General features: G+C 69.2%; 23 protein-coding genes. 13 read left to right on the forward strand and 10 right to left on the reverse strand.

Translation table 11 applies throughout. The annotated features are described in order from the left end of the window. Window positions 1–186 precede the first annotated feature (186 nt). The 4 genes from serB (ABD260_RS17225) (at window position 187) to cphA (ending at window position 7,123) form a co-directional block, all read left to right on the forward strand. Entirely contained in the window at window positions 187–1,401 is a 1,215-nt protein-coding gene (gene serB, locus ABD260_RS17225) for a phosphoserine phosphatase SerB (protein ID WP_344234583.1), read from the forward strand. 40 nt (window positions 1,402–1,441) lie between these two features. Beyond that, window positions 1,442–2,755: a phosphoserine phosphatase SerB gene (serB, locus tag ABD260_RS17230; protein WP_344234584.1), complete on the forward strand. Its 1,314-nt coding sequence runs from the start codon at window positions 1,442–1,444 to the stop codon at window positions 2,753–2,755. Between the two features lie 465 nt (window positions 2,756–3,220). After that, window positions 3,221–4,282, forward strand: coding sequence for a cyanophycinase (locus ABD260_RS17235; RefSeq protein ID WP_344234585.1), 1,062 nt, complete (start codon window positions 3,221–3,223; stop codon window positions 4,280–4,282). Window positions 4,283–4,291: 9 nt separating this feature from the next. Then, entirely contained in the window at window positions 4,292–7,123 is a 2,832-nt protein-coding gene (gene cphA, locus ABD260_RS17240) for a cyanophycin synthetase (protein ID WP_344234586.1), read from the forward strand. 29 nt (window positions 7,124–7,152) lie between these two features. Here the strand turns inward: cphA and ABD260_RS17245 are convergent, their stop codons facing one another. Then, entirely contained in the window at window positions 7,153–8,478 is a 1,326-nt protein-coding gene (locus ABD260_RS17245; RefSeq protein WP_344234587.1) for an ABC transporter permease, read from the reverse strand. Further along, complete coding sequence (locus ABD260_RS17250) at window positions 8,475–9,251, reverse strand: ABC transporter ATP-binding protein (RefSeq protein WP_344234588.1); 777 nt, start codon at window positions 9,249–9,251, stop codon at window positions 8,475–8,477. Before ABD260_RS17250 ends, ABD260_RS17245 begins: the two co-directional genes overlap by 4 nt. Before the next feature lie 277 nt (window positions 9,252–9,528). Between ABD260_RS17250 and ABD260_RS17255 the strand changes: the two genes are divergently transcribed. Beyond that, window positions 9,529–10,302 carry a TetR/AcrR family transcriptional regulator gene (locus ABD260_RS17255; RefSeq protein ID WP_344234589.1) on the forward strand — a complete coding sequence of 258 codons (774 nt, stop codon included), beginning with the start codon at window positions 9,529–9,531 and terminating at the stop codon, window positions 10,300–10,302. Here the strand turns inward: ABD260_RS17255 and ABD260_RS17260 are convergent. The 5 genes from ABD260_RS17260 to ABD260_RS17280 all read right to left on the reverse strand — a co-directional run bounded on the left by ABD260_RS17260 (window position 10,295) and on the right by ABD260_RS17280 (window position 14,699). Then, window positions 10,295–11,164 (reverse strand): hypothetical protein, encoded by an 870-nt coding sequence (locus tag ABD260_RS17260; RefSeq protein ID WP_344234590.1) that lies wholly within the window; start codon window positions 11,162–11,164, stop codon window positions 10,295–10,297. The two genes, ABD260_RS17255 and ABD260_RS17260, sit on opposite strands and share 8 nt — an antisense overlap. Before the next feature lie 32 nt (window positions 11,165–11,196). Then, entirely contained in the window at window positions 11,197–12,891 is a 1,695-nt protein-coding gene (locus tag ABD260_RS17265; protein WP_344234591.1) for a Mur ligase family protein, read from the reverse strand. Next, on the reverse strand, window positions 12,891–13,661 hold the full coding sequence (gene fabI / locus ABD260_RS17270) for an enoyl-ACP reductase FabI (RefSeq protein WP_425553352.1): 771 nt from the start codon (window positions 13,659–13,661) through the stop codon (window positions 12,891–12,893). Before fabI ends, ABD260_RS17265 begins: the two co-directional genes overlap by 1 nt. Window positions 13,662–13,694: 33 nt before the next feature. Then, window positions 13,695–14,399, reverse strand: coding sequence for a 3-oxoacyl-[acyl-carrier-protein] reductase (gene fabG / locus ABD260_RS17275; RefSeq protein ID WP_344234592.1), 705 nt, complete (start codon window positions 14,397–14,399; stop codon window positions 13,695–13,697). Between the two features lie 87 nt (window positions 14,400–14,486). After that, entirely contained in the window at window positions 14,487–14,699 is a 213-nt protein-coding gene (locus ABD260_RS17280; RefSeq protein ID WP_184833194.1) for a dodecin, read from the reverse strand. Window positions 14,700–14,772: 73 nt separating this feature from the next. Between ABD260_RS17280 and ABD260_RS17285 the strand changes: the two genes are divergently transcribed. Next, window positions 14,773–15,144, forward strand: a complete 372-nt coding sequence (locus tag ABD260_RS17285) for a DUF3099 domain-containing protein (protein ID WP_344234593.1) — start codon at window positions 14,773–14,775, stop codon at window positions 15,142–15,144. Window positions 15,145–15,327: 183 nt separating this feature from the next. Then, complete coding sequence (locus ABD260_RS17290; protein ID WP_344234594.1) at window positions 15,328–15,525, forward strand: hypothetical protein; 198 nt, start codon at window positions 15,328–15,330, stop codon at window positions 15,523–15,525. A 59-nt stretch (window positions 15,526–15,584) separates the two neighbouring features. Here the strand turns inward: ABD260_RS17290 and moaA are convergent, their stop codons facing one another. After that, window positions 15,585–16,604, reverse strand: coding sequence for a GTP 3',8-cyclase MoaA (gene moaA / locus ABD260_RS17295; RefSeq protein WP_344234595.1), 1,020 nt, complete (start codon window positions 16,602–16,604; stop codon window positions 15,585–15,587). A 57-nt stretch (window positions 16,605–16,661) separates the two neighbouring features. Between moaA and ABD260_RS17300 the strand changes: the two genes are divergently transcribed. From ABD260_RS17300 to ABD260_RS17310, 3 genes are all read left to right on the forward strand, one after another. Continuing rightward, window positions 16,662–17,447, forward strand: coding sequence for an SURF1 family cytochrome oxidase biogenesis protein (locus ABD260_RS17300; RefSeq protein WP_344234596.1), 786 nt, complete (start codon window positions 16,662–16,664; stop codon window positions 17,445–17,447). Next, window positions 17,380–19,233, forward strand: coding sequence for a glycoside hydrolase family 15 protein (locus ABD260_RS17305; RefSeq protein ID WP_344234597.1), 1,854 nt, complete (start codon window positions 17,380–17,382; stop codon window positions 19,231–19,233). Before ABD260_RS17300 ends, ABD260_RS17305 begins: the two co-directional genes overlap by 68 nt. 71 nt (window positions 19,234–19,304) lie before the next feature. Continuing rightward, window positions 19,305–20,060 (forward strand): SDR family oxidoreductase, encoded by a 756-nt coding sequence (locus ABD260_RS17310; RefSeq protein ID WP_344234598.1) that lies wholly within the window; start codon window positions 19,305–19,307, stop codon window positions 20,058–20,060. An 8-nt stretch (window positions 20,061–20,068) separates the two neighbouring features. Here the strand turns inward: ABD260_RS17310 and ABD260_RS17315 are convergent, their stop codons facing one another. Continuing rightward, window positions 20,069–20,542: a carboxymuconolactone decarboxylase family protein gene (locus tag ABD260_RS17315; RefSeq protein WP_344234599.1), complete on the reverse strand. Its 474-nt coding sequence runs from the start codon at window positions 20,540–20,542 to the stop codon at window positions 20,069–20,071. Window positions 20,543–20,602: 60 nt separating this feature from the next. Next, window positions 20,603–21,691, reverse strand: a complete 1,089-nt coding sequence (locus ABD260_RS17320) for a DNA polymerase domain-containing protein (protein WP_344234600.1) — start codon at window positions 21,689–21,691, stop codon at window positions 20,603–20,605. A 237-nt stretch (window positions 21,692–21,928) separates the two neighbouring features. Between ABD260_RS17320 and ABD260_RS17325 the strand changes: the two genes are divergently transcribed. From ABD260_RS17325 to msrB, 3 genes are all read left to right on the forward strand, one after another. Further along, entirely contained in the window at window positions 21,929–23,530 is a 1,602-nt protein-coding gene (locus ABD260_RS17325) for a M4 family metallopeptidase (protein ID WP_344234601.1), read from the forward strand. A gap of 175 nt (window positions 23,531–23,705) precedes the next feature. Then, complete coding sequence (locus tag ABD260_RS17330) at window positions 23,706–26,093, forward strand: lamin tail domain-containing protein (RefSeq protein WP_344234602.1); 2,388 nt, start codon at window positions 23,706–23,708, stop codon at window positions 26,091–26,093. An 88-nt stretch (window positions 26,094–26,181) separates the two neighbouring features. Continuing rightward, a complete protein-coding gene (msrB, locus tag ABD260_RS17335; RefSeq protein WP_344234603.1) occupies window positions 26,182–26,598 on the forward strand; it encodes a peptide-methionine (R)-S-oxide reductase MsrB in 417 nt (138 codons plus the stop codon). Window positions 26,599–26,666: the final 68 nt, after the last annotated feature.

Consider the following 26,666-nt stretch of genomic DNA (forward strand, 5'->3'; position numbering starts at 1 on the left):
GTTTGGGGTACCTAATCACCCATTCCAGGAGTACAACCCTCCCCGCTCTACGCAGACAATCACCCCAAACCGGTTTGGGGTGACCCCCGATCCATCGTGTCTTCGGCTGGAGTTGGCCCGGACGGGGGCTTGAGATGCGGACCGGGCGGCGCGTGGTGACGGGAGGTGGGTAGCGTTCGGGGTGCGATGACTGATCTCCGTGAGGTTGAGAACGCGGCCGAACGGCCGACGCTGCTGGTGACGTTGACGGGTACCGACCGGCCGGGGCTGACGTCCGCGGTGCTGTCGACGCTCGCGACCCGTGGGCTCGAGGTGATCGACGCCGAGCAGGTCGTGCTGCGTGGCCGGCTGGTACTGGGCGTACTGCTGTCGGCGCCCCGCGACCACAAGGACCTGAAGGAAGAGCTGAAGGCGCTCGCCGACGTGCTCGACGTCGACATCTCGGTGAAGAAGGGCGTCGGCGACAACGAGCCCCGCCGGAAGGGCCGCAGCCAGGTGACCGTGATCGGGCATCCGCTGACCGCCGCCGGGCTGGCCGCCGTGGCCGGCCGGATCGCCGACACCGGAGCGAACATCGACCGGATCAGCCGGATGGCCCGGTACCCGGTGACCGCGATGGAGATCGCCGTGTCCGGCGCCGAGCCGGAAGCACTGCGCAAGGTGCTGGCGCAGGAGGGCGTACGCCAGCACTTGGACATCGCCGTGCAGGACGGTGGACTGTACCGGCGGGCGAAGCGGCTGATCGTGATGGATGTCGACTCCACGCTGATCCAGGGCGAGGTGATCGAGATGCTCGCCGCCCACGCCGGGCGGCTGGAGGAGGTCGCCGCGGTCACCGAGAAGGCGATGCGGGGCGAGCTCGACTTCGCCGACTCGCTGCGGCATCGGGTCGCCGCGCTCGAAGGTCTCCCGGCGACCGCGCTCGACGAGGTGTACGCCGCGATCGAGCTGGCGCCCGGCGCGCGCACGCTGGTGCGTACGCTGAAGCGGCTCGGCTACCAGTTCGCGATCGTCAGCGGCGGATTCAGCCAGATCACCGACAAGCTCGCCGCCGAGCTCGGCATCGACTATGCGAAGGCGAACGAGCTGGAGATCGTCGACGGCAAGCTCACCGGCCGCGTGGTCGGCGAGATCGTCGACCGCCCCGGCAAGGCGACCGCGCTCCGCAGCTTCGCGGTCCGCTCCGGTACGCCGCTGACCCAGACGGTCGCGATCGGCGACGGCGCGAACGACCTGGACATGCTCGCCGCGGCCGGTCTCGGCGTCGCGTTCAACGCCAAACCGGTGGTCCGCGCGGCCGCCGACACCCACCTCAGCGTCCCGTACCTGGACACCATCCTGTACCTCCTCGGCATCACTCGCGAGGAAGTCGAAACCGCGGACGCGGATACTCCAGCCTGACCCGGAACTTGGCCCCGGCAGGCCCTTACGATCCGTGACCGTGACCGATACCGCCGCTGCCGAGCAGCAGTCCGATCGACGACGGAGGGCGGTCACCGTGACCGGCCCGAACCTGCCCATGGTGCCGTCGACCGTGGTGAAAGCCCTCACCGACGCGGGCCTGACGCCCGCCGGAATCAACCACATGGCCGTCGGGGACCGATTGATGTTCAGCCTGCAAGTAGAAGAACCCGCCGCCGGTACGGCCCAGGGCGCGCTCGACCGGCTCGCGCTCGGCCCGGAGTTCACCATCTCCGTATCGGATGCCGCCGGGACTGAGCAACGGCCGGTGGAACGTCATCGGCTGACGGTCTTCGGCGACCAGTTGAGCTCCGCCGGCGTGGCCGCGATCACCGGACAGCTGGCCGGCTCGGGTGGGCAGTTCGACCGGATCCAGTCGCTCGCCGCGAACAACGCCGCGTACCAGCTTGATGTCTCCGGCGTCGACCCGGCCACGATCCGGCGGATCGTCCGCGGTCTGCCCGAGCTGGACGGGGTCGACGTGGCGGTCCAGCCGGGCGCTCCGTCCGGGCGGCACCTGATCGTGCTCGACGTGGACCAGACGTTCATCCAGAACGAGGTGATCGAGTTGCTGGCAGACGAGGCCGGTACGGTCGATCGCGTCAAGGAGGTGACGGCCCGCGCGATGGCCGGTGAGCTCGACTTCGAGGAGTCGCTGCACGAGCGGGTCGCGCTGCTCGAAGGGCTGGACGAAGGCGCGTTCGACCGGGTGTACGACAAGATCGCGCTGACGCCCGGCGTACCGGTGATGGTGATGACCGCGCAGGAGCATGGTGACCAGATCGGGTTGATCAGCGGTGGCTTCACCCAGATCACGGACCGGCTCGCGGCCGAGTACGGCATCAACGCCGCGTACACCGCGGCGAACACGCTGGAGGTCGTCGACGGGAAGCTGACCGGGCGGGTGACCGGCGAGGTGATCGACCGGGCCGCGAAGGCGCGGAAGCTGAGGGAATTCGCCGAGCGGGCGAACATTCCGATGGACCGGACAATCGCGATCGGCGACGGCGCGAACGACCTGGACATGATCGACGCGGCCGCGGTCGGCATCGCCTTCCACGCCAAACCGATAGTCCGCGACGCCGCCCCGGCCACCATCACACCCCGCGACATGACCCCCGTCCTGTACGTCCGCGGCATCCCCCAGCACAACCACGCCCCAACCACCCCCACCCAAACCACCCCCGCACCCTCATCCGCCGCAGCGACCGCATCCACCACTGCCAACACCACCGCCCCAGCCGCCGCTCGCCCACCCCTCCGCCCCGCCGACCGCACCACCCACCAACGCTGACCAAGCCAACCTTTGAGAAGCCACCAAGCATCTTCCGGCATCGGAAATCCACGGCGGCTTCCCAAAGCCGGAGTCGGGGCGGGGATACGAGCGGATGTCCTCCCACCGAGCCCCGACCGCCGTGAACGATCGTGGCGACCGTCACCAGACAGCCGGCGGGCGCTGGGGCGCGGGGTCGCTGGCGAGTGAGCGGGGGCACGAGCAGCGGGGTACGCCGGCGGGGCGCAGCCGCCGCATCAACCACCGCCAGCGCACGCCCACCCCACCACCCCGCCGACCACCAACGCTGACCAAGCCGACCTTTGAGTTGGGGCGGGGGGTACGAGCGGCGGGCGCGGGCGTACGGCGCACGGGCGTACGGCGCACGGGCGTACGGCGCACGGGCGTACGAGGCGCGGGCGTATGGGTGGCGGGGTGTGGGTGGGGTTGGTCGGTGGGGGGTGGGAATGGAATTAAGCTTCGGTTATGTCTGATCTGCAGGGTGGGCCTGGTGCCCTGTTCGCTATCGGTGGGGCCGAGGACAAGCTGAAGAAGCGGACGGTGCTGCAGGAGTTCGTGCAGGCGGCGGGTGGGTCCAAGGCGCGGATCGTGGTGGTGCCGACCGCGTCCGCGCTCGGGCCGGACGTGATCGACGTGTATCGGGCGCTGTTCGCCGCGCTCGGTGCCGAGAGCGTGGTCGGGGTGCGGCCGGAGAATCGGGAGGACGCCGACGATCCGGCGTTCATCGCGCCGCTGCACGACGCGACCGGGATCTTCATGACCGGCGGCAACCAGCTGAAGCTCGCTGGCGTCGTCACCGGTACGGCGTTCGGCCGCGCGGTCACCGCCGCACACGCCCGCGGCGCGACCGTGGGTGGTACGTCGGCCGGCGCGAGCATCTTGGCCGAGCACATGATCGCCTTCGGCCGGTCCGGCGCAACACCGCGGCAGCGGATGAGCCAGCTGTCCGGCGGGCTCGGCCTGGTTCAGGGCGCGATCGTGGATCAACACTTCGCCCAGCGCAACCGGTACGGCCGGTTGCTGTCTCTGGTCGCCCAGTCCCCCGGTCTGCTCGGCATCGGCGTCGACGAGGACACCGCGGCCGTCGTACGCGGCAGCCATCTGGAGGTCGTCGGCCGAGGCGCGGTGACGATCTTCGACGGCACCCGGATCAAGTCGAACGCGCACAACGCGAAGCGCTCCGAGCCGATCCTGGCCTCAGGCGTCGTACTGCATGTACTCCCGGCCACCGCGACTTTCGACCTGCAGAACCGCGTACTGCTGTCGTACGGCCCTCAACCGCCCGCCGCGGAGATCGCCGAACTGGCCGCCGCCGAGGCCGACCTGCGGAAGCTCGCGAAGGAGATCGCCGCCGAGGGGGTGTCACCCAGGTACTACGCGGAGCGGAAGCGGCGCGAGGACCGCCGGACCAAGGCGACCCGATCTGCCATGTCGATCGGGGCCGGGGAGTCCAGACCGGAGGCGACCGAGCCGATCCCGGCCGGCGCCGACCCCGACCTCCCCGACCGCACGCACCCAGAACACTGAAAGCTCCGAATGACCGACACGCACGCCCCCGCCCCGTCCCCTGACCTCAAGATCATCGAGACCCGCGTCTACCGCGGCCCGAACGTCTGGAGCTACGAACCCGCGATCCACCTGGTCGTCGACCTCGGCTCGCTGGAGAACTTCCCCTCGAACACCATCCCCGGCTTCACCGAGCAGCTGCTCGCCGACCTCCCCCGGCTCGACCAGCACCACTGCTCGCGCGGCCGCCGCGGCGGTTTCATCGAGCGGCTGCACGAAGGCACTTGGCTCGGTCACATCGCCGAGCACGTGGCGTTGCAGCTGCAGCAAGAGGCCGGCCACGACATGCGCCGCGGCAAGACCCGCCAGGTGAAGGGCTCCCCCGGCATCTACAACATCACCTACGCGTACGCGGATGAGGCCGTCGGTCTTGCCGCCGGTGAACTCGCCGTCCGGTGCGTGAACCAGCTCGTCCAGCCGGACCCGGACTTCGACTTCACCACCGAGCTGGAGAAGTTCATCAAGCAGGCGGAGCGGACCGCGTTCGGCCCGTCCACGCAGGCGATCGTCGACGAGGCGGTGTCCCGCGACATCCCGTGGATCCGGCTGAACAAGGCCAGCCTGGTGCAGCTCGGTCAAGGCGTCCACGCGAAGCGGATCCGGGCCACGATGACGTCCGAGACCGGTTCGATCGCGGTGGATGTTGCCAGCGACAAGGACCTGACCACCCGGCTGCTCGCCTCCGCCGGTTTGCCCGTACCGCGGTCGGAGTCGGTGCGTACGGTCGACGAAGCGGTCGCGATCGCACACAAGATCGGCTACCCGGTGGTGTGCAAACCGCTCGACGGCAACCACGGCCGCGGCGTCTGCCTGAACCTGCAGGACGCCGACGCAGTACGGGAAGCCTTCCCGATCGCCGCCGAGCAATCCCGTCGCGGCTGGGTGATCGTGGAGAACTTCGTCACCGGCAAGGACTACCGGTGCCTGATCATCAACGGCCGGATGGAGGCGATCGCCGAGCGCGTACCCGCCCATGTCGTCGGCGACGGCGTCCATACGGTGGCCGAGCTGGTCGACATCACCAATGCCGACCCGCGCCGTGGTGTCGGCCACGAGAAGATCCTGACCCGGATCACGATCAACAACGCGGCCCGGCAACTCGTCCGCGACCAGGGCTTCGAGCTGGACGACGTACCGCCCGAGGACGAGATGGTGAAGCTGACGCTCACCGGGAACATGTCCACCGGCGGGATCTCCATCGACCGGACCTGGGAGGCGCACCCGGAGAACGTCGAGATCGCCGAAGAGGCGGCCCGGATGATCGGGCTGGACATCGCCGGCATCGACTTCATCTGCCCGGACATCACCCAGCCGGTACGAGAGACCGGCGGCGCGATCTGCGAGGTGAACGCGGCGCCCGGGTTCCGGATGCACACCAACCCGACCATCGGCGAACCGCAGTACATCGCCAAGCCGGTCGTCGACATGCTCTTCCCGCCCGGTGCGACCAGCCGGATCCCGATCGTCGCGGTCACCGGTACGAACGGCAAGACCACCACCGCGCGGATGATCAGCCACGTTTTCAAGGGCCTCGGCCGCAAGGTCGGGATGACGTCCACCGACGGCATCGTGATCGACGAGCGGCTGGTGATCCGGCAGGACGCGTCCGGCCCGAAGTCGGCGCGGATGGTGCTGCAGAACCCGCGGGTCGACTTCGCGGTGTTCGAGGTGGCGCGGGGCGGAATCCTGCGCGAAGGCCTCGGGTACGAGCGCAACGATGTCGCGGTGGTACTGAACGTCCAGCCGGATCACCTTGGTCTGCGCGGCATCGACACCCTCGAGCAGCTCGCCGATGTGAAGGCGGTGCTGGTCGAGGCCGTACCGCGGACCGGGTTCGCCGTGCTGAACGCGGACGATCCGCTGGTCCGCAAGATGCGGCGGAAATGCTCCGGTCAGGTCGTGTGGTTCAGCATGTCCGAGCCGGGCAGCGAGGTCCGCGAGTACATCGACGGGCACTGCCGTCGCGGCGGGCGCGCCGTCGTCCTGGAACGATCCGACCTGGGCGACATGATCGTGGTGAAGCACGGCCGCCGGTCGATGCAGCTGGCCTGGACTCACTTGCTGCCGGCAACATTTGGTGGCCGGGCGATGATGAACGTCCAGAACGCGATGGCAGCCGCGGCGGCGGCGTTCGCGGCGGGTGCGTCGTTGCACGACATCCGGCAGGGGCTGCGTACGTTCAGCACCTCGTACTACCTGTCGCCGGGCCGGTTGAACGAGATCGACGTCGACGGGCGCAGCGTGATCGTCGACTACTGCCACAACGCGCCGGCGATGCGGATGCTCGGCGACTTCGTCGACCGGCTCGGTGAAAGTCTGAGTGCCTCGTCGGAGCTTGGCCGGCCGTCGCGGATCGGTGTGGTCGCGACAGCGGGCGACCGGCGGGACGACGACATCCGTGAACTGGGTGAGGTCGCCGCGCAGCACTTCGATGTGGTGGTTGTCCGTGAGGATGCACGGTTGCGTGGGCGGAAGCGCGGCGAGTCGGCGGAGCTGGTGACGGCTGGAGTCCGGGCGGCGATGGGCGATGGGGCTCGGTGCCGGCGGGTCGAGGTCGTGCTCGATGAGCTGGACGCGGTCCGGTACTCGCTCGGGCTGTCCAATCCGGGCGACCTCGTCGTGTTGTGCGTCGACCAGCATCAGTCCGTACTGACCGAGTTGGAGTCGGTTTCGCATCTGGCGCAGGCGGGCGCGCGGTCGGGCGACGAGGGTGGCGACCCGGACTTCGTCCAGCCGGACGAAGTTGTCCAGCAGGACGAGGAGTCCGAGTCGCCGGGCGTCGCCGCGCCAACGGTCGTCTAGCCAGGCCGGTCACCTAGCCAGCGGTCGGTTCAGCCGGCAAGGGCTTCGACCGGCGGGGTCCAGAGGGTGCGTACGGTCGTCGGGAGCGTTGCGGCGAACGCGAGCACGAATGCTCCGCCGACCACGCCGAGGTAGATCGCGAGCGGACCGCTCGGCAGCAACGATCCGGTCCGCACCATGCTGTACGGCGCGACCATGACCGCGGCGGTGATTGTGCCGAGCACCGTCGCCAGCGCTCCGGTCAGCACGCTCTCGGCCAGGACCATCCCGAGTACCTGACCGCGAGTCGCCGCGGTCAGCCGGAGCAGACCGAACTCGGGCCGGCGGCGACGGGTGGCCGCGATCAGCGTGTTCAGGACGAGGATTGTGCAGAACGCGACGATCATCCCGACGACCAGGTAGTTCACCGACGACAGCTGCGCGGCGTCGTTCGCGGCGCCTTGGTTGATGCTGTCCTCGGTCGACTGCTGGTACAGCGTGCCGGTCGCGATGCCGATCAAGAGCACCAGCGGTGTGACGACCACGGCCGCTCGCGCGGGCTGTACGACGAGCGTGCGACCCGCGAGGCGGAGCGGCGCGCCGGGGAGCCGGGTGGCGAGGCGACCGACGGCCGGGATCATCGCCGGGCTCAGGAGGGCGAGACCGACGGCCAGTGCGACACCCGCGGGTCCGGCTGTGCTCGACAGCATGGGGCCGTTCGGCATCGCGAAGGTTGTGCTGCCGAGGGCGACTCCGATGATCGTGCAGACGAGGCCGGCGTTGCGGCGTACGCGGCCGAGTGCTCTTCCGCGGGTCATGGTCGCGGCGGCGATGGCGCGTACCGGTGGGACCGCGCCTGCGCGGCGGCCGGCGACAACCGCAGCCAGCACCGCGGTCGCCAGGGAGAGCACTGCGCCTGTGATGATCGTCAGTGCGCCGACTTGTGCGTCGAGGCCGTCCGGGACGAAGCCGGCCGTGTTCAGGCGGGACAGTACGAACGTACCCAGCCCGATGCCCGGGATGATGCCAAGGGCAATCATCGGGACGGCGACCGTGAGTACCTCGGCCAGGACGATCGTGCGGACCTGACCGGACGAGGCGACGATCGCCCGGAGCATCGCGAGCTCCCGTTCCCGCTGCTGCACGGTCAGGGCGATGGTCGACGCGACGCCGAAGGTGACGATCAGAACTGTCCATCCACCAAGGATCGAAGGCAGGATCACCAGGGTGTCTGTTCCGCGTCCGCCCGGCGAGAGTCCGGTTTCCAGCAGCAGCGCGAAGGCGGTCAGGAGCGTGGTACCCGCGAAGAGCACCGCGCCGGCGGCGGCGTACGCAGTCCACCGCTTCCGGACTGTCCGTAGGGCGAAGCGGATCATCGGGCGCCTCCGGTGAGCGTGGCGTGCGGGGTTGGGCGGGTACCGAGTTGGGTCAGGCGGGTGGCGATGGCTTCTGGGCCGGGGGCGGGTACGACCTCGGCGATGCGGCCGTCGGCGAAGAAGACCACCTGGTCGGCGTAGGCGGCGGCTACTGGGTCGTGGGTGACCATGACGACGGTTTGACGCGCGGCAGCGTCGCGGAGCAGGGCCAGGACCTCGCCGGCGGCGGTGGTGTCCAGGGCACCGGTTGGTTCGTCGGCGAAGATGACGGCTGGTTCGGTCAGGAGGGCGCGGGCGATCGCGACGCGCTGCTGCTGGCCGCCGGACAGCTCGCTCGGGTAGTGGTCGGCGCGTTGGGCCAGGCCGAGGCGTTCGAGTAGCTGGTCCACGGCGGCCGCTCGGGTACGGCGTCCGCCGAGCTCCTGCGGGAGGAGGACGTTCTGCCGGACGGTCAGCGTCGGGAGCAGGTTGAACGCCTGGAAGACGAAACCGAGCCGGTTGCGGCGGAGGCGGGTCAGCGATCGGTCGTCCAGGCCGGTGAGCTCGACGCCGTCCACGACGACGGAGCCGGACGTCGGCCGGTCCAGGCCGGCGGCACAGTGCAGGAGGCTGCTCTTGCCCGAGCCCGACGGTCCCATCACGGCGGTGAAGCTGCCGGCCGGGAAGGCGATCGACACGTTGTCGAGAGCGGTGACGGCGCTGGGGCCTTCGCCGTACGTCTTCACCGCGTGCCGCAGCTCGACGGCGGGTCCTGCGTATGGTGTACGAGTCATGAGTACACCGTACGCAGCCTGCTTGGGGTTGTTCAGGCGTCGCAGATCTACGGATGTGGTGGTGGTAGGTCTACCGTTTTGTGGTGCTGGCGTGACGAAACTAGAGTTGGAGCTGGTTTCGTCACAGGAAAGGGTGTGCGGGATGGAGACGTGTCAGGTCTGCGGGCGGGAGCTGGAGCGCAGTGAGGTCGGAAGGCCGCGCTTGTACTGCAGCCGCGCTTGCCGCTCGAAGGCTTATCGGCAGAGGGTCGCAGCGCCATCCACCTACACCAACACGATGCACCAGGCGGGAGGGGTTGTGGGGGGCGCCGACGCTGGGGTGGGTGGTGACGGCCGCGGTGCCGGCGGGGCGGCGGGCGGTGCCGGTGGGTTGACGGTTGTGGGGATTGTGGGGGCGGCGGTTGCGTTGGGGGATTTGGAGGGGGTGGAGGCGGTTTCCATGCGGCGGATTGCCGAGCGGCTGGGGGCGGGGGTGATGTCGTTGTATCGGCACGTGCGGAGTCAGGTGGAGCTGGTTGATCTGATGGTTGATCAGGTGTTCGGTGAGCGGGAGTTGCCAGAGCTGGATGGATGGAGTGGCCCGGGGAGTTGGCGGGCCAAGTTGGAGCTGTCGGCCCGGATGGAATGGGACGTCTACCGCGACCACCCGTGGGTCGCCCGGCTGGTCGCCTCCACCACCCGCCCCCCGCTCGCCCCGAACCGGATGGCCTACACCGACTGGCGCATCCGCGCGCTCGAAGGAACCGGCCTGCCGTTCGAGACGATGGCGCAGATCTCCTTCGTCCTCAGCACCCAGGTCCACGGCGTCGCACTAGGCCTGGAGGCCGAGACCGACGCCCTGCGTACGAGCGACCTGACCCGCGACGAATGGACCGCGACCCGCCAGGACGCCGTCGACCAAGCCCTCCGCACCCGTCATCTCCCGATGATCGCCCGCTTCGGCCAACCCGAGTACGAGGCGTCCACCCCGGACCGGATCTTCGACTTCGGCCTCACCCGCCTCCTCGACGGCATCGCGGTACTGATCCCGGACGAGGCACGAGCTAAGTAACGGGATCGCGCCGCGGCAGAAGCCGGCGGCGTGGTTCCTGTTCGTCGATCCAGTCGAGGTCTTCGGAGAGGACGGCGTCGTTGGACCGCTCGGCGTACGGGTCGACCGGTGGCGGCGGTGGCGGAAGCGCACGGAGTTTGAGCGCGACCATCGGGATCGCGAGCAGTACCCCGACCACCATCCACGGCCAGTACTCACGCAGCAGCGGCTCGAAGGACTGGAAGAACGCCTCGGTGGACGCGTTGCCGACAGCATCCATCGGCTTGCCGGACTGGCGGCTGATCAGCTGGATCGCCTCGACCACGCCGAAGCACACCAGGTAAAAACCAGCCAGCGGCAGCCAGTACGACGCCGAACGCCAACCGCGCTTCCAGCACGCGAGGTACAGCAGCAACGCCAGCCCCGCACCCACCAGCAGCCCGTTGAGCTGCCACAACCACTTCCACTCGGCCAGCTGCTCAGCAGGACGCAGGGCGTACCAGGCGACCGGCAACGCCAGCGCGAACGCGGCCACCACCGTGCTCCGGCTGCCCCACGCACCGAACGCCCCGCCGAGAGCGCTTGCCACCAGCAACGTGATCAGCAGGTTCCGCTCCGCGAAGGAGTTCCCGGTCAGCCACCACATGCCCCCGGCAACGATCAGCACCACCGGTACGGCGATCCGGATCCGCCCGATCAGCAGCCCCGCCAGCACGCCACCGGCGAATCCACCAAGCACGAGCAGGTCGACGCGCAACGGTACGAAGGCCGTCGTACCCTCCGGAAGACCCTTCAGGTACGTCGCGAAGAAGCCGCCCACGAACCAGGCGACCACCGCGGCCGGAATCGACCACAGGTAGCGCATCACAAACCCCGTTCCCACCCCGCCGATCCCATCGGAAGGGGCGGACGGGGTCAGTGCTGGGCTCTCTCGACCTTACTCTTCAAGATTTCCGGTGTGTCGACAGTAGCTCCCTCGGACCGCAACCAGGCGTCAAGACTCGCCCGATCCTGCAGAGACATGACCGCCACCACATCCCCGGCCCGCGCCTCGGCGACCAGTGCCTGCGTCGCGGCCAGCTCGGTCGGGTACGCCGGTACGTCCTCGACGCCCACCGAGGCAGCACCCGCCCGGAACACCGCCTCCAGCTCTTCCGGCGGCCGTCCGCGCAGGTACTCGCTCTTGTGCCCGATCGTGACCCGGTCGGCCGCCCGCGCACCCATCGCGCCGAGCGCCGCGACCATGTCGTCGGCCCGGTCCCCCGGCGAACCCATCGCCAGCATCAGCCGGCCGCCGGCCGGCCGGACGCCGTTCATGATCTCGATCAGCGCCTCCAGCCCGGCCTCGTTGTGCGCGAGGTCGATCACAACGGTGAAGTCGCGCAGCGAGTACATGTTCATCCGGCCGGGGTTGTTCTCGTTCGGCGCGAACGTGGTCAGGCCGTCGATCACCGCCGCCCGGGACAGGCCGAGGCCGAGCGCCGCCGACGCCGCCGCGAGGGTGTTCTCGACGTTGTAGTGCGACAGGCCGGAGAGCGTCATCGGTACGTCGACCACCTTGACCAGCGGCTCCGGGTCGCGGGACTGGTCCAGTACGGTGACGAATCCGTCCAGTACGGTCGTCGCCCGGCCGCCCTCGTCCAGTACGGTCCGGATCGACGGCGAGTCGGGGTCCCGCGAGAACACCCAGCACTTCGCCGGTGAGCCGAGCCGCATCGCGAACGTCCGCGGGTCGTCACCGTTCACCACGCACCAGCCACGCGGCCGGGTGATCTGGGTGATGACCGCCTTCACCTCGGCGAGCTGGTCGATGGTGTCGATACCGCCCAGGCCGAGGTGGTCGGCGGTGACGTTGGTGACGACGGAGACGTCGTTGTACGCCACGCCGATGCCCCGGCGGAGGATGCCGCCCCGCGCGGTCTCGGTGACCGCGAGCTGGATGCCCGGCTGGGACAGCACCTGCCCGGCGCCGCTCGGCCCGGAGAAGTCGCCGTACTTGACCAGTTCACCGTCGAAGTACACGCCGTCGGTGCTCGACCAGCCGACGTGCAGCCCGGCGGCGCGGCCGATGTGCGCGATCATCCGCGAGGTGGTCGTCTTGCCGTTCGTACCGGTGACCGCGATCACCGGGACCTTCGGCCGCAGCGTCGGCGGCGCGTTGCCCGGCGGTTCGTTCCGGACCCGGTCGCCGACGGTCGCGATCAGCTCGCTCAGGTCGGCTTCGTGGTCGGGGCGGAAGGCGTCCAGTACCTCGACGATCCCGGCGCCGAGCGCCCGCGCGCGGCCCTCGTGCGCCCACGGGAACGCGACCACCAGCCGGCGGACGTCGGTCTCCGGGCGGACCCGGACGCCGATCCGGCCGATCCCGGCGCCGCGGGCGATCCGGCGGACGATGTGCCCGGCGACCCGGATCGCGAACCGCTGCCGGAACCCGGACCCGATCCGGCCCGGCCGGGTCGCGCCCAGCCCGATCGCCTGCGCGTACGCCTTCGCGGCCGGCGCCGGTGCGTCCACGAGCGCCGACACGTCCAGCGTCAGCTTCACCGCGGCACGACTGAAGTAGAGGTTGGCACCGTCGAGGACGCGGAGCTCAACCAGAGCTGTGGCCATCAGGCACCCATCGCGTGGTAGCCGCCGTCGACGTGCACGATCTCGCCGGTGGTCGAGGGGAAGAAGTCACTCAGCAGCGCGACGATCGTGCGGCCGGTCGGCTCCAGGTCGGTCGGGTCCCAGCCCAGCGGAGCGCGCTCCAGCCACGGCTCCTCGAACTTCTCGAACCCCGGGATCGCCTTCGCGGCCAGCGTCTTCAGCGGGCCGGCCGAGACCAGGTTGCAACGGATGCCCTGGGCACCGAGATCACGCGCGAGGTACCGGTTGGTCGACTCGAGCGCCGCCTTCGCGACCCCCATCCAGTCGTACCCCGGCCAGGCGACGGTCGCGTCGAAGGTCATCCCGACGACGCTGCCACCCCGGCTCATCAGCGGCGCGCAGGCGACCGCAAGAGCCTTCAGGCTGTACGCGGAGACCTGCACCGCGTGCGACACGTCCTCCCACGGGCCGTCCAGGAACTTGCCACCGAGGATCGTCTCCGGGTTCCCGTACGCGATCGAGTGCACGACCCCGTCGAGGCCGTCGACGTGCTCGCGGACGGCGTCCGGTAGGGCGGCCAGATGCTCCGGATTCGTGACGTCCAGCTCCAGTACCGGCGATTCCGTGGGTAGCCGTTTGGCGATCCGTTTGGTGATGCCGAGCGCGCGGCCGAAGTTGGAGATGAGCACGGTCGCGCCCTGCTCCTGCGCGACTTTGGCGGTCGCGAAACCGATCGAAGTGTCGAGCGTGACGCCCGCGACCAGGATGCGTTTGCCGTCGAGGATGCCCACCGGCAGGACCTTTCTGAGAACGAAACGAGATGGTCAGTTGCCCATGCCGATGCCGCCGTCGACCGGGATCACCGCGCCGGTGATGTAGCCGGCCTCCTCGGACGACAGCCAGCGGACCGCGTTCGCGATCTCCTCGGTCCGGCCGAACCGGCCGAGCGGGATCTGGCCCAGGTACTGCTTCTGGGTGTCCTCGGGCAGCACCGCGGTCATGTCGGTCTCGACGAAACCGGGAGCGACCACGTTCGCGGTGATGCCGCGGCTGCCCAGCTCGCGGGCGATCGACCGGGCCATCCCGATCAGGCCGGACTTGCTGGCCGCGTAGTTCACCTGGCCCGGCGAGCCGAGCAGGCCGACCACCGAGGAGATGAACACGATCCGGCCCTTGCGCAGCCGCAGCATGCCCTTCGCGGCCCGGCGCGCGACCCGGAACGACCCGGTCAGGTTGGTCTGGATCACCGCGTCCCAGTCCTCGTCGGACATCCGCAGCAGCAGCGTGTCGCGGGTGATGCCGGCGTTCGCCACCAGTACCTCGACCGGGCCGTGCTGCTCGGCGATGGTCTCGAACGCGGCATCCACCTGCTCCTGGTCGGTGATGTCGCACTTCACCCCGAGGAACCCGTCGGGCGGCGGGCTGGTGTTGTACGTGACCGCGACCTGATCGCCGGCCTCCTTGAACGCCGTCGCGATCGCCAGCCCGATCCCCCGGCTGCCGCCGGTCACCAACACAGACCTACCCACGAGTCCTCCTCACACGCACACCAGTCCGGACGAACGCTATCGCGAATCCGGACCGGCCCCGTGCACCGGCTCTGAGCGCGGGCTGGGTCAGGAGTCCTCGAGCCGGAAACCCACCTTCATCCCGACCTGGTAGTGGTCGATCTGGTTGTCGACGACGTGCCCGCGGATCTCGGTCACCTCGAACCAGTCGAGATGCCGCAGCGTCTCCCCGGCCCGCGCGATCCCGTTCGTGATCGCCTGGTTCACGCCTTCCTTGGAGGTGCCCACGATCTCGGTCACCCGGTACGTGCGATCCGTCATTGAACAAACCTTCCATCCTGGCTGCGCCCGGGCGGAGGACGCGGCGTACCGTTGGTCCTGGTGAGGAGGATAGATGTCGAGACGCCATGAGCGGAGCGACGCGGACGTCATTTCGGTGACCAGCGCCCAGCCTGGCCGGTCCGAGGACCTGGACAGCCGGATCGTCAGGTACGCGTGGATGATGTCGATCCGGATCGTCTGTTTCGTGCTCGCCGTCCTCACCCCGTCGCCGTGGCGCTGGCTGTTCGTGGTCGGCGCGATCGCGCTGCCGTACTTCGCGGTCGTGCTGGCGAACGCGCACCGGTCCGCGACCACCCCCGCCGCGGACCCGTACCTGGCCCCCGCGCGGCCCTCGATCGGAGGACGCCCGACGGTGGTCGTCCCCACGGATCAGGACCCGGATCAGGACCCGGCTGACGGTCCGGAAACCGACACCGAAAAGTGATCTGGGTCGGGACTGGAAAACATGTGCCTATCCGTGTCAGAATCTCCCGCGTGCTCTGAACTTCGGGATAGAAATTCAGGGACTTGATGCGGCGTCGGACGGCTCCCCCCGTGGCTGTCCGACGTCGCTTCATTTTGTCCGGCGTTCAATTTGTCCACGCTATTGATTATTGAGGCATCAGGAATGCAGAGGAATGACAGCGCGGTCTGCTCCGCGCGTGGCTGCGGCAAGCCGGCCACCTGGGCCTTGCGCTGGAACAACCCGAAGATCCACACGCCGGACCGGCGGAAGACCTGGCTCGCCTGTGACGAACACAAGGAGAGCTTGTCCGACTTCCTCGGCCGGCGGTCATTCCTGCGCGAGACCGAACCATTCAGCTGACGAATGTGCTGACCACCGGATAGCGAAAAACCGCATTTCCGGATTGGTCCGGTCCGGTCTCAACCGCCGATCGCCGACATCGGCCGGACCGGTTGCAGGAAGCTCGGGTCGTTGATGCCATGACCCGGCAGTTTGTTCACCATCGCGCGCCGCCAGCGATCGGCCAGTTCGGCGTCGCCGGCGCCGTCCCGGAGCGCGGTCCGCAAATCCGATTCGGTGCGGGCGAAGAGACAATCCCGGACCTGGCCGTCGGCGGTCAGCCGGACCCGGTCGCAGTCGCCGCAGAACGGCCGGGTGACGGACGCGATGATGCCGACCGTCCGCGGCCCGCCGTCGATCAGGAACGACTCGGCCGGCGCGCTCCCCCGCTTCGACGCGTCGTCGGGCGTCAGCGTGAAGCGCTCCGACAGCTTCGCCAGGATCTCGTCGGCGGTGACCATCGTGGCCCGGTTCCAGCCGTGCTGCGCGTCCAGCGGCATCTGCTCGATGAACCGCAGCTCGTACCCGTGCTCGAGACAGAACTCCAGCAGCTCCGGCGCCTGCGTGTCGTTCACGCCGCGCATCAGCACCGCGTTCACCTTCACCGGCGTCAGGCCGGCCTCGTGCGCGGCGGTGAGCCCGGCGAGTACGTCCTTGAGCCGGTCCCGGCGCGCGAGCTGCTGGAAGGTGTCCGGCCGGATCGTGTCCAGGCTCACATTAACCCGGTCCAGACCGGCTTCCTTCAGCGCGGCCGCCTGCCGGGCCAGACCGATCCCATTGGTCGTCAGCGAGACCTCGGGCCGCGGCTCGAGCGCGGTCGTACGCGCCACGATGCCGACCAGGCCGCGGCGCAGCAGCGGCTCGCCGCCGGTGTACCTGATCTCGCGGACGCCGAGGTGCGTGACCGCGACCGAGACGAGCCGGATCACCTCGTCGTCGGTGAGCAGCTCGGGCTTGCCGAGCCAGTCCAGTCCCTCTTCGGGCATGCAGTACGTGCAGCGCAGATTGCAACGGTCCGTGAGCGAGACCCGCAGGTCGGTGGCGACCCGGCCGTACCGGTCGGCCAGACCGTGCTGCGTCGTCTCCTGGATCGCCGTCATCCCACCAGCCTACGTGCCGAGTGCGGGCCATTTCAGGGTATGGCTTAAGTTCGAGATGTGGGTCGCATCTTGAATGTCCGCTGGATCTCCGCCGCGCTGGCGATCCTGGTACTGGCCGCCGTCTGCATCGCGCTCGGCCGCTGGCAGCTGCACCGGCTCGACGAACGCAAGGCGCGGAACACCGTCACCCGGACCAACCTGGCCGCGGCGCCCGCGCCGCTGGACCAGATCCTCGGCCCGCAGGGGGTCGTCGGCGACCAGCACGCGTGGCGTACGGCGACGGTGACCGGGAAGTACGACGCGTCGAAGCAGGTCGTGCTCAAGTACCGCAATGTCAACGACAAGCCCGGCTTCGAGATCGTCACGCCGCTGATGCTGCCGAACGGCAAGGCGGTCCTGGTGGACCGGGGGTTCCTGGCCCGGCAGAGCTCGGAGCTGATGCCACAGCATGTGCCCGCGGTACCCAGCGGCGAGGTGACCGTAACCGGCCGGCTGCAACGCAGCGAACGCGGCGGCCACACCAGCGGCGGAACGCCGGACGACGGTACGGCGCGGCTGATCAACGGACCGGACTTCGCGAAGGTCCTCAACCTGAACCTGTACGACGGGTACCTGACGATCGACAAACAGGAACCGGCCAACGACCCGGCGTTCGGCGCGTTCCCCGGTCCGGAGATCGACGACGGGCCACACTTCTTCTACGCGCTGCAGTGGTTCTTCTTCGCCCTGCTCGCGGTCGGCGGACTCGTCTACTTCACCAGACAGGGAGGGCGCGATGACCAGTCGGAGGACGACGAAGTCGTCGAGCAGTCCGAGGAAGCCCGTGCCGGAGCGGCGGATTGAGGACTACGCGCTGATCGGTGACCTGCAGACGGCCGCACTGGTCTCGAAGCAGGGCTCGATCGACTGGCTGTGCTTCCCGCGCTTCGACTCACCGGCCTGCTTCGCCGCGCTGCTCGGCAGCGACGACAACGGGCACTGGCGGATCGCGCCGCGGGACGCCGACGCCGTGAGCAGCAGGCACTACCGGGGCGACACGCTCGTACTCGAAACCGAATGGTCGACGCCCTCGGGTTCGGTCCGGGTGATCGACTTCATGCCACCGCGGGACGCGGCCCCGGATGTCGTCCGGATCGTGGAGGGCATCAGCGGCTCGGTCGAGATGCGGTCCGAGCTGAAGCTGCGGTTCGACTACGGTCATGTGGTGCCGTGGGTACGGCGGTCCAACGGCCAGATCGACGCGATCGCGGGACCGGATGCGGTTTCGCTGCGGTCCGATGTGCATCAGTACGGGCGGGATCTGACCACGTACAGCGACTTCCGGATCGCCGAGAACGATCGCGCGTGGTTCGTCCTCACCTGGCATCCGTCGCACCACTCCGTACCGGAACCGACCGACGCGCTCGGGGCGCTCGAACCGACGGAGAAGTTCTGGACCGACTGGATCGGGCGTACGACGCGCGCGACCGATGTGAAAGAGACCGCGGTCAGCGAGGAAGTCACCCGTTCGGTGCTGACGCTCAAGGCGCTCACGTACGCGCCGTCCGGCGGCATCGTCGCGGCCCCGACCACGTCCTTGCCGGAAGCACTCGGCGGCGGCCGGAACTGGGACTACCGGTACTGCTGGTTGCGCGACGCAACGATGACGCTCTCGGCGATGCTGCGCGCCGGGTACACCGACGAGGCCGAAGCCTGGCGGAACTGGCTGCTCCGCGCGATCGCCGGCTCCCCCGAGGACCTGCAGATCATGTACGGCGTGACCGGCGAACGCCGGCTGACCGAGTTCGAGGCCGGCTGGCTGCCCGGGTTCGGCTCGTCGGCTCCGGTCCGGGTCGGGAACGCGGCCGCCGAACAACTCCAGCTCGACGTGTACGGCGAAGTGATGGACGTCCTTGCCCTCGCGCGCGAGGCGCAGATCGGCGCGACCGACGAAGCCTGGCAGGTGCAGCGCGGCTTGATGCGCCACCTCGAAGACATCTGGGATCAGCCGGACGAAGGCATTTGGGAGGTCCGCGGCGGCCGGCAGCACTTCACGTACTCGAAGGTGATGGCGTGGGTCGCGTTCGACCGGGCGGCCCGCGCGGTGGAACGGTTCGGCCTGAGCGGTCCGGCCGCCGAATGGAAAGCGCGGGCGGCCGAGATCCACAAGGAGGTCTGCGACCAGGCGTACGACCCGGACCGCAACTCGTTCACCCAGGCGTACGGCAGCAAGGCACTCGACGCGGCCGTACTGCTCATTCCACAGGTGGGATTCCTGCCCGCCGATGATTCGCGCGTGGTCGGCACGGTGGACGCGGTGCAGCGGGAGCTGGCCTCGGACGGCTTCGTCCGGCGGTACCTGACCGAGCACACCGACGACGGCCTGGAAGGCGATGAGGGTACGTTCCTGATCTGCTCGTTCTGGCTCGCGGACTCGTTGGCAATGATCGGCCGGGTCGGCGAAGCGCGGGACCTGTACGAGAAGCTGGTTGCCCTGCGCAACGACGTCGGGCTGCTGGCGGAAGAGTACGACGCGAACTCCGGGCGGATGCTCGGCAACTTCCCGCAGGCGTTCTCGCACCTCGGCCTGGTCAACACCGCCTGGCACCTGACCACCGCCGAGTCTCCGCTGCGCCGCTCGGCCTACTAGGGCACCAGCGACTCTTGCCGTCGGCCACTGTTCGAGGTGCGCGGTTGGGGGTGGTGGGGCAGGATGGTGGTGTGGACCTTGGACTGCGCGACCGCACCTACATCGTCACCGGCGCCAGCGCCGGGCTCGGCTTCGCCACCGCGAAGGCGCTGGCCGGCGAGGGCGCCCGGCTGGTGATCTCCAGCCGCAACGAGGAGTCGATCGCGCGGGCCGCGGCCGAGCTCGGCGAGAACGTCGTCGGCATCCCGGTCGACAACGCCGACCCGGACAGCGCCGAGCGGCTGGCCGCGACCGCGATCGCCAAGTGGGGCGCGCTGCACGGCGCGCTGATCAGCGTCGGCGGTCCGCGGCCCGGCAGCGCGCTGGAGACCGCCGAGGACGACTGGCGGGCGGCCTTCGACAGCGTCTTCCTCGGCGGCCTGCGGATCGCCCGCGCGGTCGCCCGGGCCGGCGCGGAGGACACGTCGATCGCCTTTGTGCTCTCCTCATCGGTGAAGTCACCGATCCCCGGCCTGGCGATCTCCAATGGCCTGCGCCCCGGCCTGGCGATGGTGGCGAAGACGCTGGCCGACGAGCTCGGCCCGAACGGCATCCGCGTCAACGGCCTGATGCCCGGCCGGATCGCCACCGACCGCCTCAAGGAGCTGGACGGCAAGGCCGGCGACCCCGACGCGGCCCGCCGCGCCTCGGAGAAGACGATCCCGCTCCGCCGCTACGGCACCCCCGACGAGTTCGGCCGGGTCGCCGCCTTCATCCTCTCCCCCGCCGCCTCCTACCTGACCGGCACCATCATCCCCGTAGACGGCGGCGCCCTGCGTTCTCTTTAGGGGTCGCTCTAACCCCACTGCCCCGGGACGTAGTCGCCGGCGGGCTGCTGGGTGATGACGTTCAGGCGGTTCCAGGTGTTGATGCCGGCGATCGCGACGACCAGCGCGGCCAGTTGTTCCTCGCTGTAGTGCTTGCTCGCGTTCAGCCACACGTCGTCGGGGACCCCTCCGGCCCCGTCGGCGATCCGGGTGGCGGACTCCGCCAGCTCCAGGGCGGCGCGTTCCGCGTCGGTGTACACGGTCGCCTCGCGCCAGGCAGCGACCAGGTTGATCCGGACCGCGGTCTCACCGTGGTGCGCCAGGTCCTTCGAGTGCATGTCGACGCAGACGGCGCAACCGTTGATCTGGCTGACCCGAAGCTCGAGCAGCTCCAGCGTGGCGAGCGGGATTCCCGCGTCCAGCGCGACCCGCGCACCGGCGTTGAAGTGCTTGATGAACTTCCCCAGCACCGGGTTGGTGAACAGGTCCAAACGGGCGTTCATAGTGATGTCTCCTTCGCGTTTTTCGCTGACACCACTACGACGAGACACCTCCGGGAAGTGTCAGGTCTCGATCCGGTTGCCCTGCTCGTCCCAGTGCTCGGCGACCTTCTTGCTCGGCTGCACGCGGGGCGGTTCGCCGGGCATCTTCGGGTAGTCCGGCGGGAAGTTCAGCTCGCCGCCCGGCAGTTCCTCCCACAACCGGAGCAGTGCGTCGATGGAGTACGCCGTGTCGTCCATGTCCGCCCACGGATCACCGTCTGACAGGTACTCCGGAACCGTGTGCAGGTTGAACTTCCGCGGGTCGTCCACCTCCGCGAGACGCGCCCAGCTCATCGGCGTACTGACCGGTGCTCCGGGACGCGGGCGTAGTGACCAGGCGCCGGCCACGGTCCGGTCGCGGAGGTTCTGGTTGAAGTCCAGGAAGATCTGCGCGTCGCCGCGTTGTTCCTTCCACCAGGCAGTCGTCACCCGGTCGTCGCGCCGCTCCAGCTCCCGGCCGAGACCGATCGCCGCATGCCGTACCTGGTCGAAGCTCCACTCCGGCTGGATGCGTACGTAGATGTGAATTCCCCGGTTCCCGCTGGTCTTCGGGTACCCGCGCAGGCCCAGCTCTTCGAGCAACTCCTTGGCGACACCAGCCACCTGTCGCGCGTCGGTGAAGGTCGCGCCGGGTTGTGGGTCGAGGTCGATGCGGAGCTCGTCCGGCCGGTCGAGGTCGGTCTTGCGCACTGCCCACGGGTGAAAGGTCAGCGTGCCCATCTGCGCCGCCCACACCGCGGCACCGAGCTCGGTCAGGCACAGCTCGTCGATCGGGCGGCCGTTCGGGGTGAGTACGCGGCAGGTCTCCAGCCAGTCCGGCGCGCCTTTGGGCAGGCGCTTGGAGTAGAACCCGTCGCCGGTCTGGCGGCCGATCGAGTCGACCGACAAGGTCATCCCCTCGCGCCAGCCACCGGGCCAGCGCTCCAGCGCGACCGGACGGTCGCCAGACGCGTGCATGAACGCCGGGCCGACGGCGATGAAGTACTCGCAGACCTGCTGCTTGGTAACCGCCGGCGCCCAGTCGGTCGCCTCGTACACGACCCGGTCCGGGCTGGTGACCCGGACTTCGCGCTCGCCGACGGGGACCATCAAGGCTGTGCTCTTCGCCATGCCGAGACGGTATCTCCCCGGGCCGACAACAGGCCGACAAACAGGCCGACAATCGGGCCGGCAACCGGCAGGCAAATGGGCCGGCGAACCCGGGCACTTCGGCTCCGGGCAGCCCGGCCGCGGCCGAAAGGGCAAATTTTCTTCACCTCTGGCCACGGTAGGTGACCGGGCGGTAACGTTCCAGCACCTCGTTCCTGGGGCGTGAGGCCCCCGGGACACCTGACAAGGAGCGCGAGGATGAACAGATCCGCCCTGTTCGCCGCTGCCACCGCAGTGGTGACCACTACCGCCCTCGGACTGACCAGCGCAACCACCGCAAGCGGTGCCCCCACCGGTTCCGCGTCGGCGAAGCCCTCCCCAGCCGCGGCCGTCGCCGACGCGAGGGCCGCCATCAGCAACAACCTGACCGCGTTGCGGGCCACCACGGCCGACGCGTTCGTGGTCAAGGACGTGATCGTCGACGGCGACGGCGCGAGCCACGTCCGGATGGACCGCACCATCGACGGCCTGCCCGTACTCGGCGGCGACGTCGTCGTGCACCAGGCCAAGGACGGCGCGTTCAAGAGCGCCAGCCTGACATTGACCAGGAGCGCGAACGTCGGCCGTACGCCCAAGGTGAGCGTCGCGACCGCGACCGCGACGGCCCTCACGAAAGGCCTGACCGCGCAGGGCAAACCGAGTCTGGTGATCGAGGCCCGCAAGGGCGCCCCGCGACTGGCCTACCTGGTCACCACCGCCGGCACCCAGAAGGACGGTACGCCGAGCCGGATCACCACCACGATCGACGCCCTGACCGGTGCGAAGCTGGTCAGCGAGCAGCACATCGAAACGGCCACCGGCGATGGCAAGAGCCTGTACTCCGGCACTGTCCCGCTGGAGACCAGTACGGCGACCGGCGGCTTCACGCTGACCGACGCGACCCGCGGCAACGGCTTCACCGCCGACGCGAACAACAAGACCGACTCGATCCTCTGCCAGCTGTTCCAGCTCGGCTGCCCGACGCCGACCAGGTTCGTCGACGCGGACAACCACTGGGGTACGGGTACCAACGCCGACCGCGCTACTGCCGCCGTCGACGCGCACTACGGCGCCGAGACCACGTTCGACTACTACAAGAACGTGCACGGCCGGAACGGCATCTTCGGCGACGGCAAGGGCGTACCGAGCCGGGTGCACTACGGCACGAACTACGTGAACGCGTTCTGGGACGGCAAGCAGATGACGTACGGAGACGGTGACAACGTCGCCGCCGGTCCGTTGGTCTCGCTCGACGTGGCCGGCCACGAGATGTCCCACGGCGTCACCGAGCACACCGCGAACCTCACGTACTCCGGTGAGTCCGGCGGCCTGAACGAGGCGACCAGCGACATCTTCGGCACCCTGGTCGAGTTCTCCGCGAACAACGCGTCCGACCCGGGTGACTACTACATCGGCGAGAAGATCATGAAGGACCGCCCGGCGCTGCGCTTCATGGACAAGCCGAGCAAGGACGGCAACTCGCCGGACTGCTACACCTCGAGCGTCGGCAACCTGGACGTGCATTACTCGTCCGGTATCGCGAACCACTTCGCGTACCTGCTCGCCGAAGGCACCGGCGCGAAGACGATCGGCGGTCTTCCGCACAACTCGCCGACGTGTGACGGTTCGACCCTCACGGGCATCGGTCACGACAAGCTCGGCAAGATCTGGTACCGGGCGCTGACCACGTACATGACCAGCGGCACCACGTACGCCCAGGCCCGGACCGCGACTCTCAACGCGGCCACCGACCTGTACGGCGCGACCAGCCCCGAGCGCGCCGCCGTCGCGGCCGCCTGGACCGCCGTCGCGGTGAACTGACCTCCGGATGACGGGTTGTGTGACCGCTGGCGCGTTACAACAGGCCGGCGGTCACATAAGCCGGCAGTGGCAGGGGCGAGCTGTGCGAAGGATCACCCGTGCCTTTGCGAGGCGCAGCCGGGTGTTCATGTGCTGGACCTTGGAAGGACCACATGCTGGTGTGAGAATCCGGGCCATGTCTGCCCTGAACCGACCGCGGCGCCGCCTGGGCGCCCTCGCGGTCACGACCAGTCTCTTCGCCTCCGGGCTCGCGGTGGCGATCGCCGCCGCGCCCGCGCAGGCCACTTCGGCCGATGTGGTCATCACGGAGGTGTACGGCGGTGGCGGCAACAGCGGCGCGCCGTACACCAACGACTTCGTTGAGCTGACCAACAACAGCTCCGCCCCGGTCGACGTCAGCGGCTGGTCGATCCAGTACGCGTCCGCGGCCGGTGCGTCGTGGCAGGTGACGAAGCTGGCCGGCAGCATCGCGCCCGGCGCCACGTACCTCGTCCAGGAGGCGGGCGGCGCCAACGGCCAGCCGATGCCGGCGCCGAACGTGACCGGCACGATCCCGATGTCCGCCACCGCCGGCAAGGTCGCGCTGGTCACCAACCAGACCGCCCTCGCCTGCGGTTCCACCTGCCACGCCGACCCCGCCGTCCGTGACTACGTCGGCTTCGGTACGGCGAACGACTCCGAGACCGCGCCCGCGCCCGGCCTGTCGAACACGACCTCGGCCGCCCGCTCGAACCCGAAGCAGGACACCGACAACAACAGCGCGGACTTCGTCGCCGGCAATCCGTCGCCGGGCACTCTGACCGGCGGACCGGCCGAGCCGCCGGTGGACGCGAAGATCCACGACATCCAGGGCGCCGCGCACCGCTCGCCGCTGGAGGGCAAGCGGGTCAGCAACGTCACCGGCGTGGTGACCGCGAAGAGCGGCAGCGGGTTCTGGTTCCAGGACACCCAGCCGGACGACAACCCGGCCACCAGCGAGGGTCTGTTCGTCTTCACCAGCTCCGCGCCGACGGTTTCGGTCGGCGACGCGCTGAACATCGAGGGCACGGTCGCCGAGTTCCGCCCCGGCGGCTCCGGCGGGACGACGAACCTGACCACGACCGAGCTGACCAACCCGAAGATCACCGTGACGGGTACGGCCGCCGTGCCCGCTGCGACGATCGTCGGCCCGGGCGGGCGGGTGCCGCCCTCGACCGTCATCGACGACGACTCGACCGGTGACGTCGAGAAGACCAGCACCGCCTTCGACCCGGCCAACGACGGTCTGGACTTCTGGGAGTCGCTCGAGGGCATGCGGCTCGGCATCAACGAGCCCGAGGTCACCGGTCCGACCAGTTCGTTCCGGGAGATCCCGGTGGTCCCGGCCGGTTCGGGCGTACGTACGGTCCGCGGCGGAATCCTCTTGCAGAAGACCGACAGCAACCCCGAGCGGGTCATGCTGGACGACGTACTGGCGCCGATGCCCGACGCGAAGACCGGCGACAAGCTGGCCGGCGTGGTGACGGGCGTACTCGACTACTCGTTCGGCAACTACAAGTTCCTGCCGACCGCGACGCCGGCGGTGATCGACGGCGGGCTGAAGCGCGAGGTCACCAAGGCCTCGTCGCCGGCGCAGCTGTCGGTGGCCACGTTCAACGTGGAGAACCTGGACCCGAACGACGGTGACGCCAAGTTCGACGGGCTCGCGCAGGTCGTCGTCCGCAACCTGGCCGCGCCGGACATCCTCGGCCTCGAGGAAGTGCAGGACAACGACGGCGCGATCAACTCCGGCACCACCGCTGCCGACAAGACCCTGAACCTGCTGGCCGCCGCGATCGTGAAGGCGGGCGGGCCGCAGTACGCGTGGCGGCAGATCGACCCGGTGAACAACGCCGAGGGTGGCGAGCCGGGCGGCAACATCCGGGTCGCGTTCATGTACCGGACCGACAAGCCGGTGAAGTTCGTCGACACCCCGGGCGGCGGCTCGACGGTCGCGACCACGATCACCACCGACCGGGCCGGCCGGCCGCACCTGAGCGCGTCGCCGGGCCGCGTCGACCCGGCCAACCCGGGCTGGGCCGCCACCCGGGTGCCGCTCGCGGGCGAGTTCAAGTGGCACGGCCAGACGGTGTTCGTGGTGGTCAACCACTTCAGCTCGAAGGGCGGCGACGACCCGCTCTGGGGCCGGTTCCAGCCGCCGGTGCAGTCCAGCGCGCCGAAGCGGCACCAGCAGGCCGCCGCGGTCCGCGGGTTCGTGGACCAGATCCTCGCCAAGGACAAGGGCGCGAACGTCGTCGTCCTCGGTGACCTGAACGACTTCGACTGGTCGCAGACCGCGGACATCCTGGTCGGATCGGGCAAGACCGCGCTGGTGGACCTGCCGCGGACCTTGCCGCTGCCGGAGCGGTACAGCTACGTGTTCGAGGGCAACAGCCAGATCCTGGACCAGATCCTGATCTCGCAGAACCTGCGCCTGGCCGCCTCGTACGACGTGGTGCACATGAACGCGGAGTTCCCGGACCAGATCTCCGACCACGACCCGCAGGTGGTGAAACTGATCCCGTTGCCGTCCTGGGTGCGGTGATCTGACCTGACCTGACCTGACCTGACGGGACGGTTACGGCGTGGGGCCCGGACGTGCTTCGGCTTGTCCGGGCACCGATACTTGAGACGTGACAGATTCCACCAAGCAGTACGCCGTACAGAAGTCGGACGCGGAGTGGAAGGCGCAGCTGTCCCCCGCCGAGTTCCAGGTGCTGCGCAAAGCCGGTACGGAGCGGGCGTTCACCGGTGAGTACACCGACACCAAGACGGTCGGCGTGTACAAGTGCCGGGCGTGTGACGCGGAGCTGTTCCGCAGCGAGTCCAAGTTCGAGTCGCACTGCGGCTGGCCGTCGTTCTTCGCGCCACTCGCCGAGGACCGGGTCGAGTACATCGAGGACTCCACCCTCGGCATGAAGCGCGTCGAGGTCCGCTGCGCCAACTGCGGCTCCCACCTGGGCCACGTCTTCGAGGGCGAGGGCTACCAAACCCCCACCGACCTCCGCTACTGCATCAACAGCATCAGCCTCACCCTGGCCCCGGCCTGAGCCAGACCACCGGTCACCCGGTCTGGTTCTAGACTGGGTCGGCTGGTGGCTCCTCGGAAGGGATTTTG

The organism is Kribbella hippodromi (assembly GCF_039531045.1).
GTDB lineage: Bacteria > Actinomycetota > Actinomycetes > Propionibacteriales > Kribbellaceae > Kribbella > Kribbella hippodromi.

Excerpts from the sequence above, each read along its gene's own strand:
- serB (WP_344234583.1), top strand. The coding sequence starts at position 187 with ATGACTGATCTCCGTGAGGTTGAGAACGCGGCCGAACGGCCGACGCTG.
- ABD260_RS17235 (WP_344234585.1), top strand. The coding sequence starts at position 3,221 with ATGTCTGATCTGCAGGGTGGGCCTGGTGCCCTGTTCGCTATCGGTGGG.
- cphA (WP_344234586.1), top strand. The coding sequence starts at position 4,292 with ATGACCGACACGCACGCCCCCGCCCCGTCCCCTGACCTCAAGATCATC.
- ABD260_RS17245 (WP_344234587.1), bottom strand. The coding sequence starts at position 8,478 with ATGATCCGCTTCGCCCTACGGACAGTCCGGAAGCGGTGGACTGCGTAC.
- ABD260_RS17250 (WP_344234588.1), bottom strand. The coding sequence starts at position 9,251 with ATGACTCGTACACCATACGCAGGACCCGCCGTCGAGCTGCGGCACGCG.
- ABD260_RS17255 (WP_344234589.1), top strand. The coding sequence starts at position 9,529 with ATGCACCAGGCGGGAGGGGTTGTGGGGGGCGCCGACGCTGGGGTGGGT.
- ABD260_RS17265 (WP_344234591.1), bottom strand. The coding sequence starts at position 12,891 with ATGGCCACAGCTCTGGTTGAGCTCCGCGTCCTCGACGGTGCCAACCTC.
- ABD260_RS17280 (WP_184833194.1), bottom strand. The coding sequence starts at position 14,699 with ATGACGGATCGCACGTACCGGGTGACCGAGATCGTGGGCACCTCCAAG.
- ABD260_RS17285 (WP_344234593.1), top strand. The coding sequence starts at position 14,773 with ATGTCGAGACGCCATGAGCGGAGCGACGCGGACGTCATTTCGGTGACC.
- ABD260_RS17290 (WP_344234594.1), top strand. The coding sequence starts at position 15,328 with ATGCAGAGGAATGACAGCGCGGTCTGCTCCGCGCGTGGCTGCGGCAAG.
- moaA (WP_344234595.1), bottom strand. The coding sequence starts at position 16,604 with ATGACGGCGATCCAGGAGACGACGCAGCACGGTCTGGCCGACCGGTAC.
- ABD260_RS17305 (WP_344234597.1), top strand. The coding sequence starts at position 17,380 with ATGACCAGTCGGAGGACGACGAAGTCGTCGAGCAGTCCGAGGAAGCCC.
- ABD260_RS17315 (WP_344234599.1), bottom strand. The coding sequence starts at position 20,542 with ATGAACGCCCGTTTGGACCTGTTCACCAACCCGGTGCTGGGGAAGTTC.
- ABD260_RS17320 (WP_344234600.1), bottom strand. The coding sequence starts at position 21,691 with ATGGCGAAGAGCACAGCCTTGATGGTCCCCGTCGGCGAGCGCGAAGTC.
- ABD260_RS17325 (WP_344234601.1), top strand. The coding sequence starts at position 21,929 with ATGAACAGATCCGCCCTGTTCGCCGCTGCCACCGCAGTGGTGACCACT.
- ABD260_RS17330 (WP_344234602.1), top strand. The coding sequence starts at position 23,706 with ATGTCTGCCCTGAACCGACCGCGGCGCCGCCTGGGCGCCCTCGCGGTC.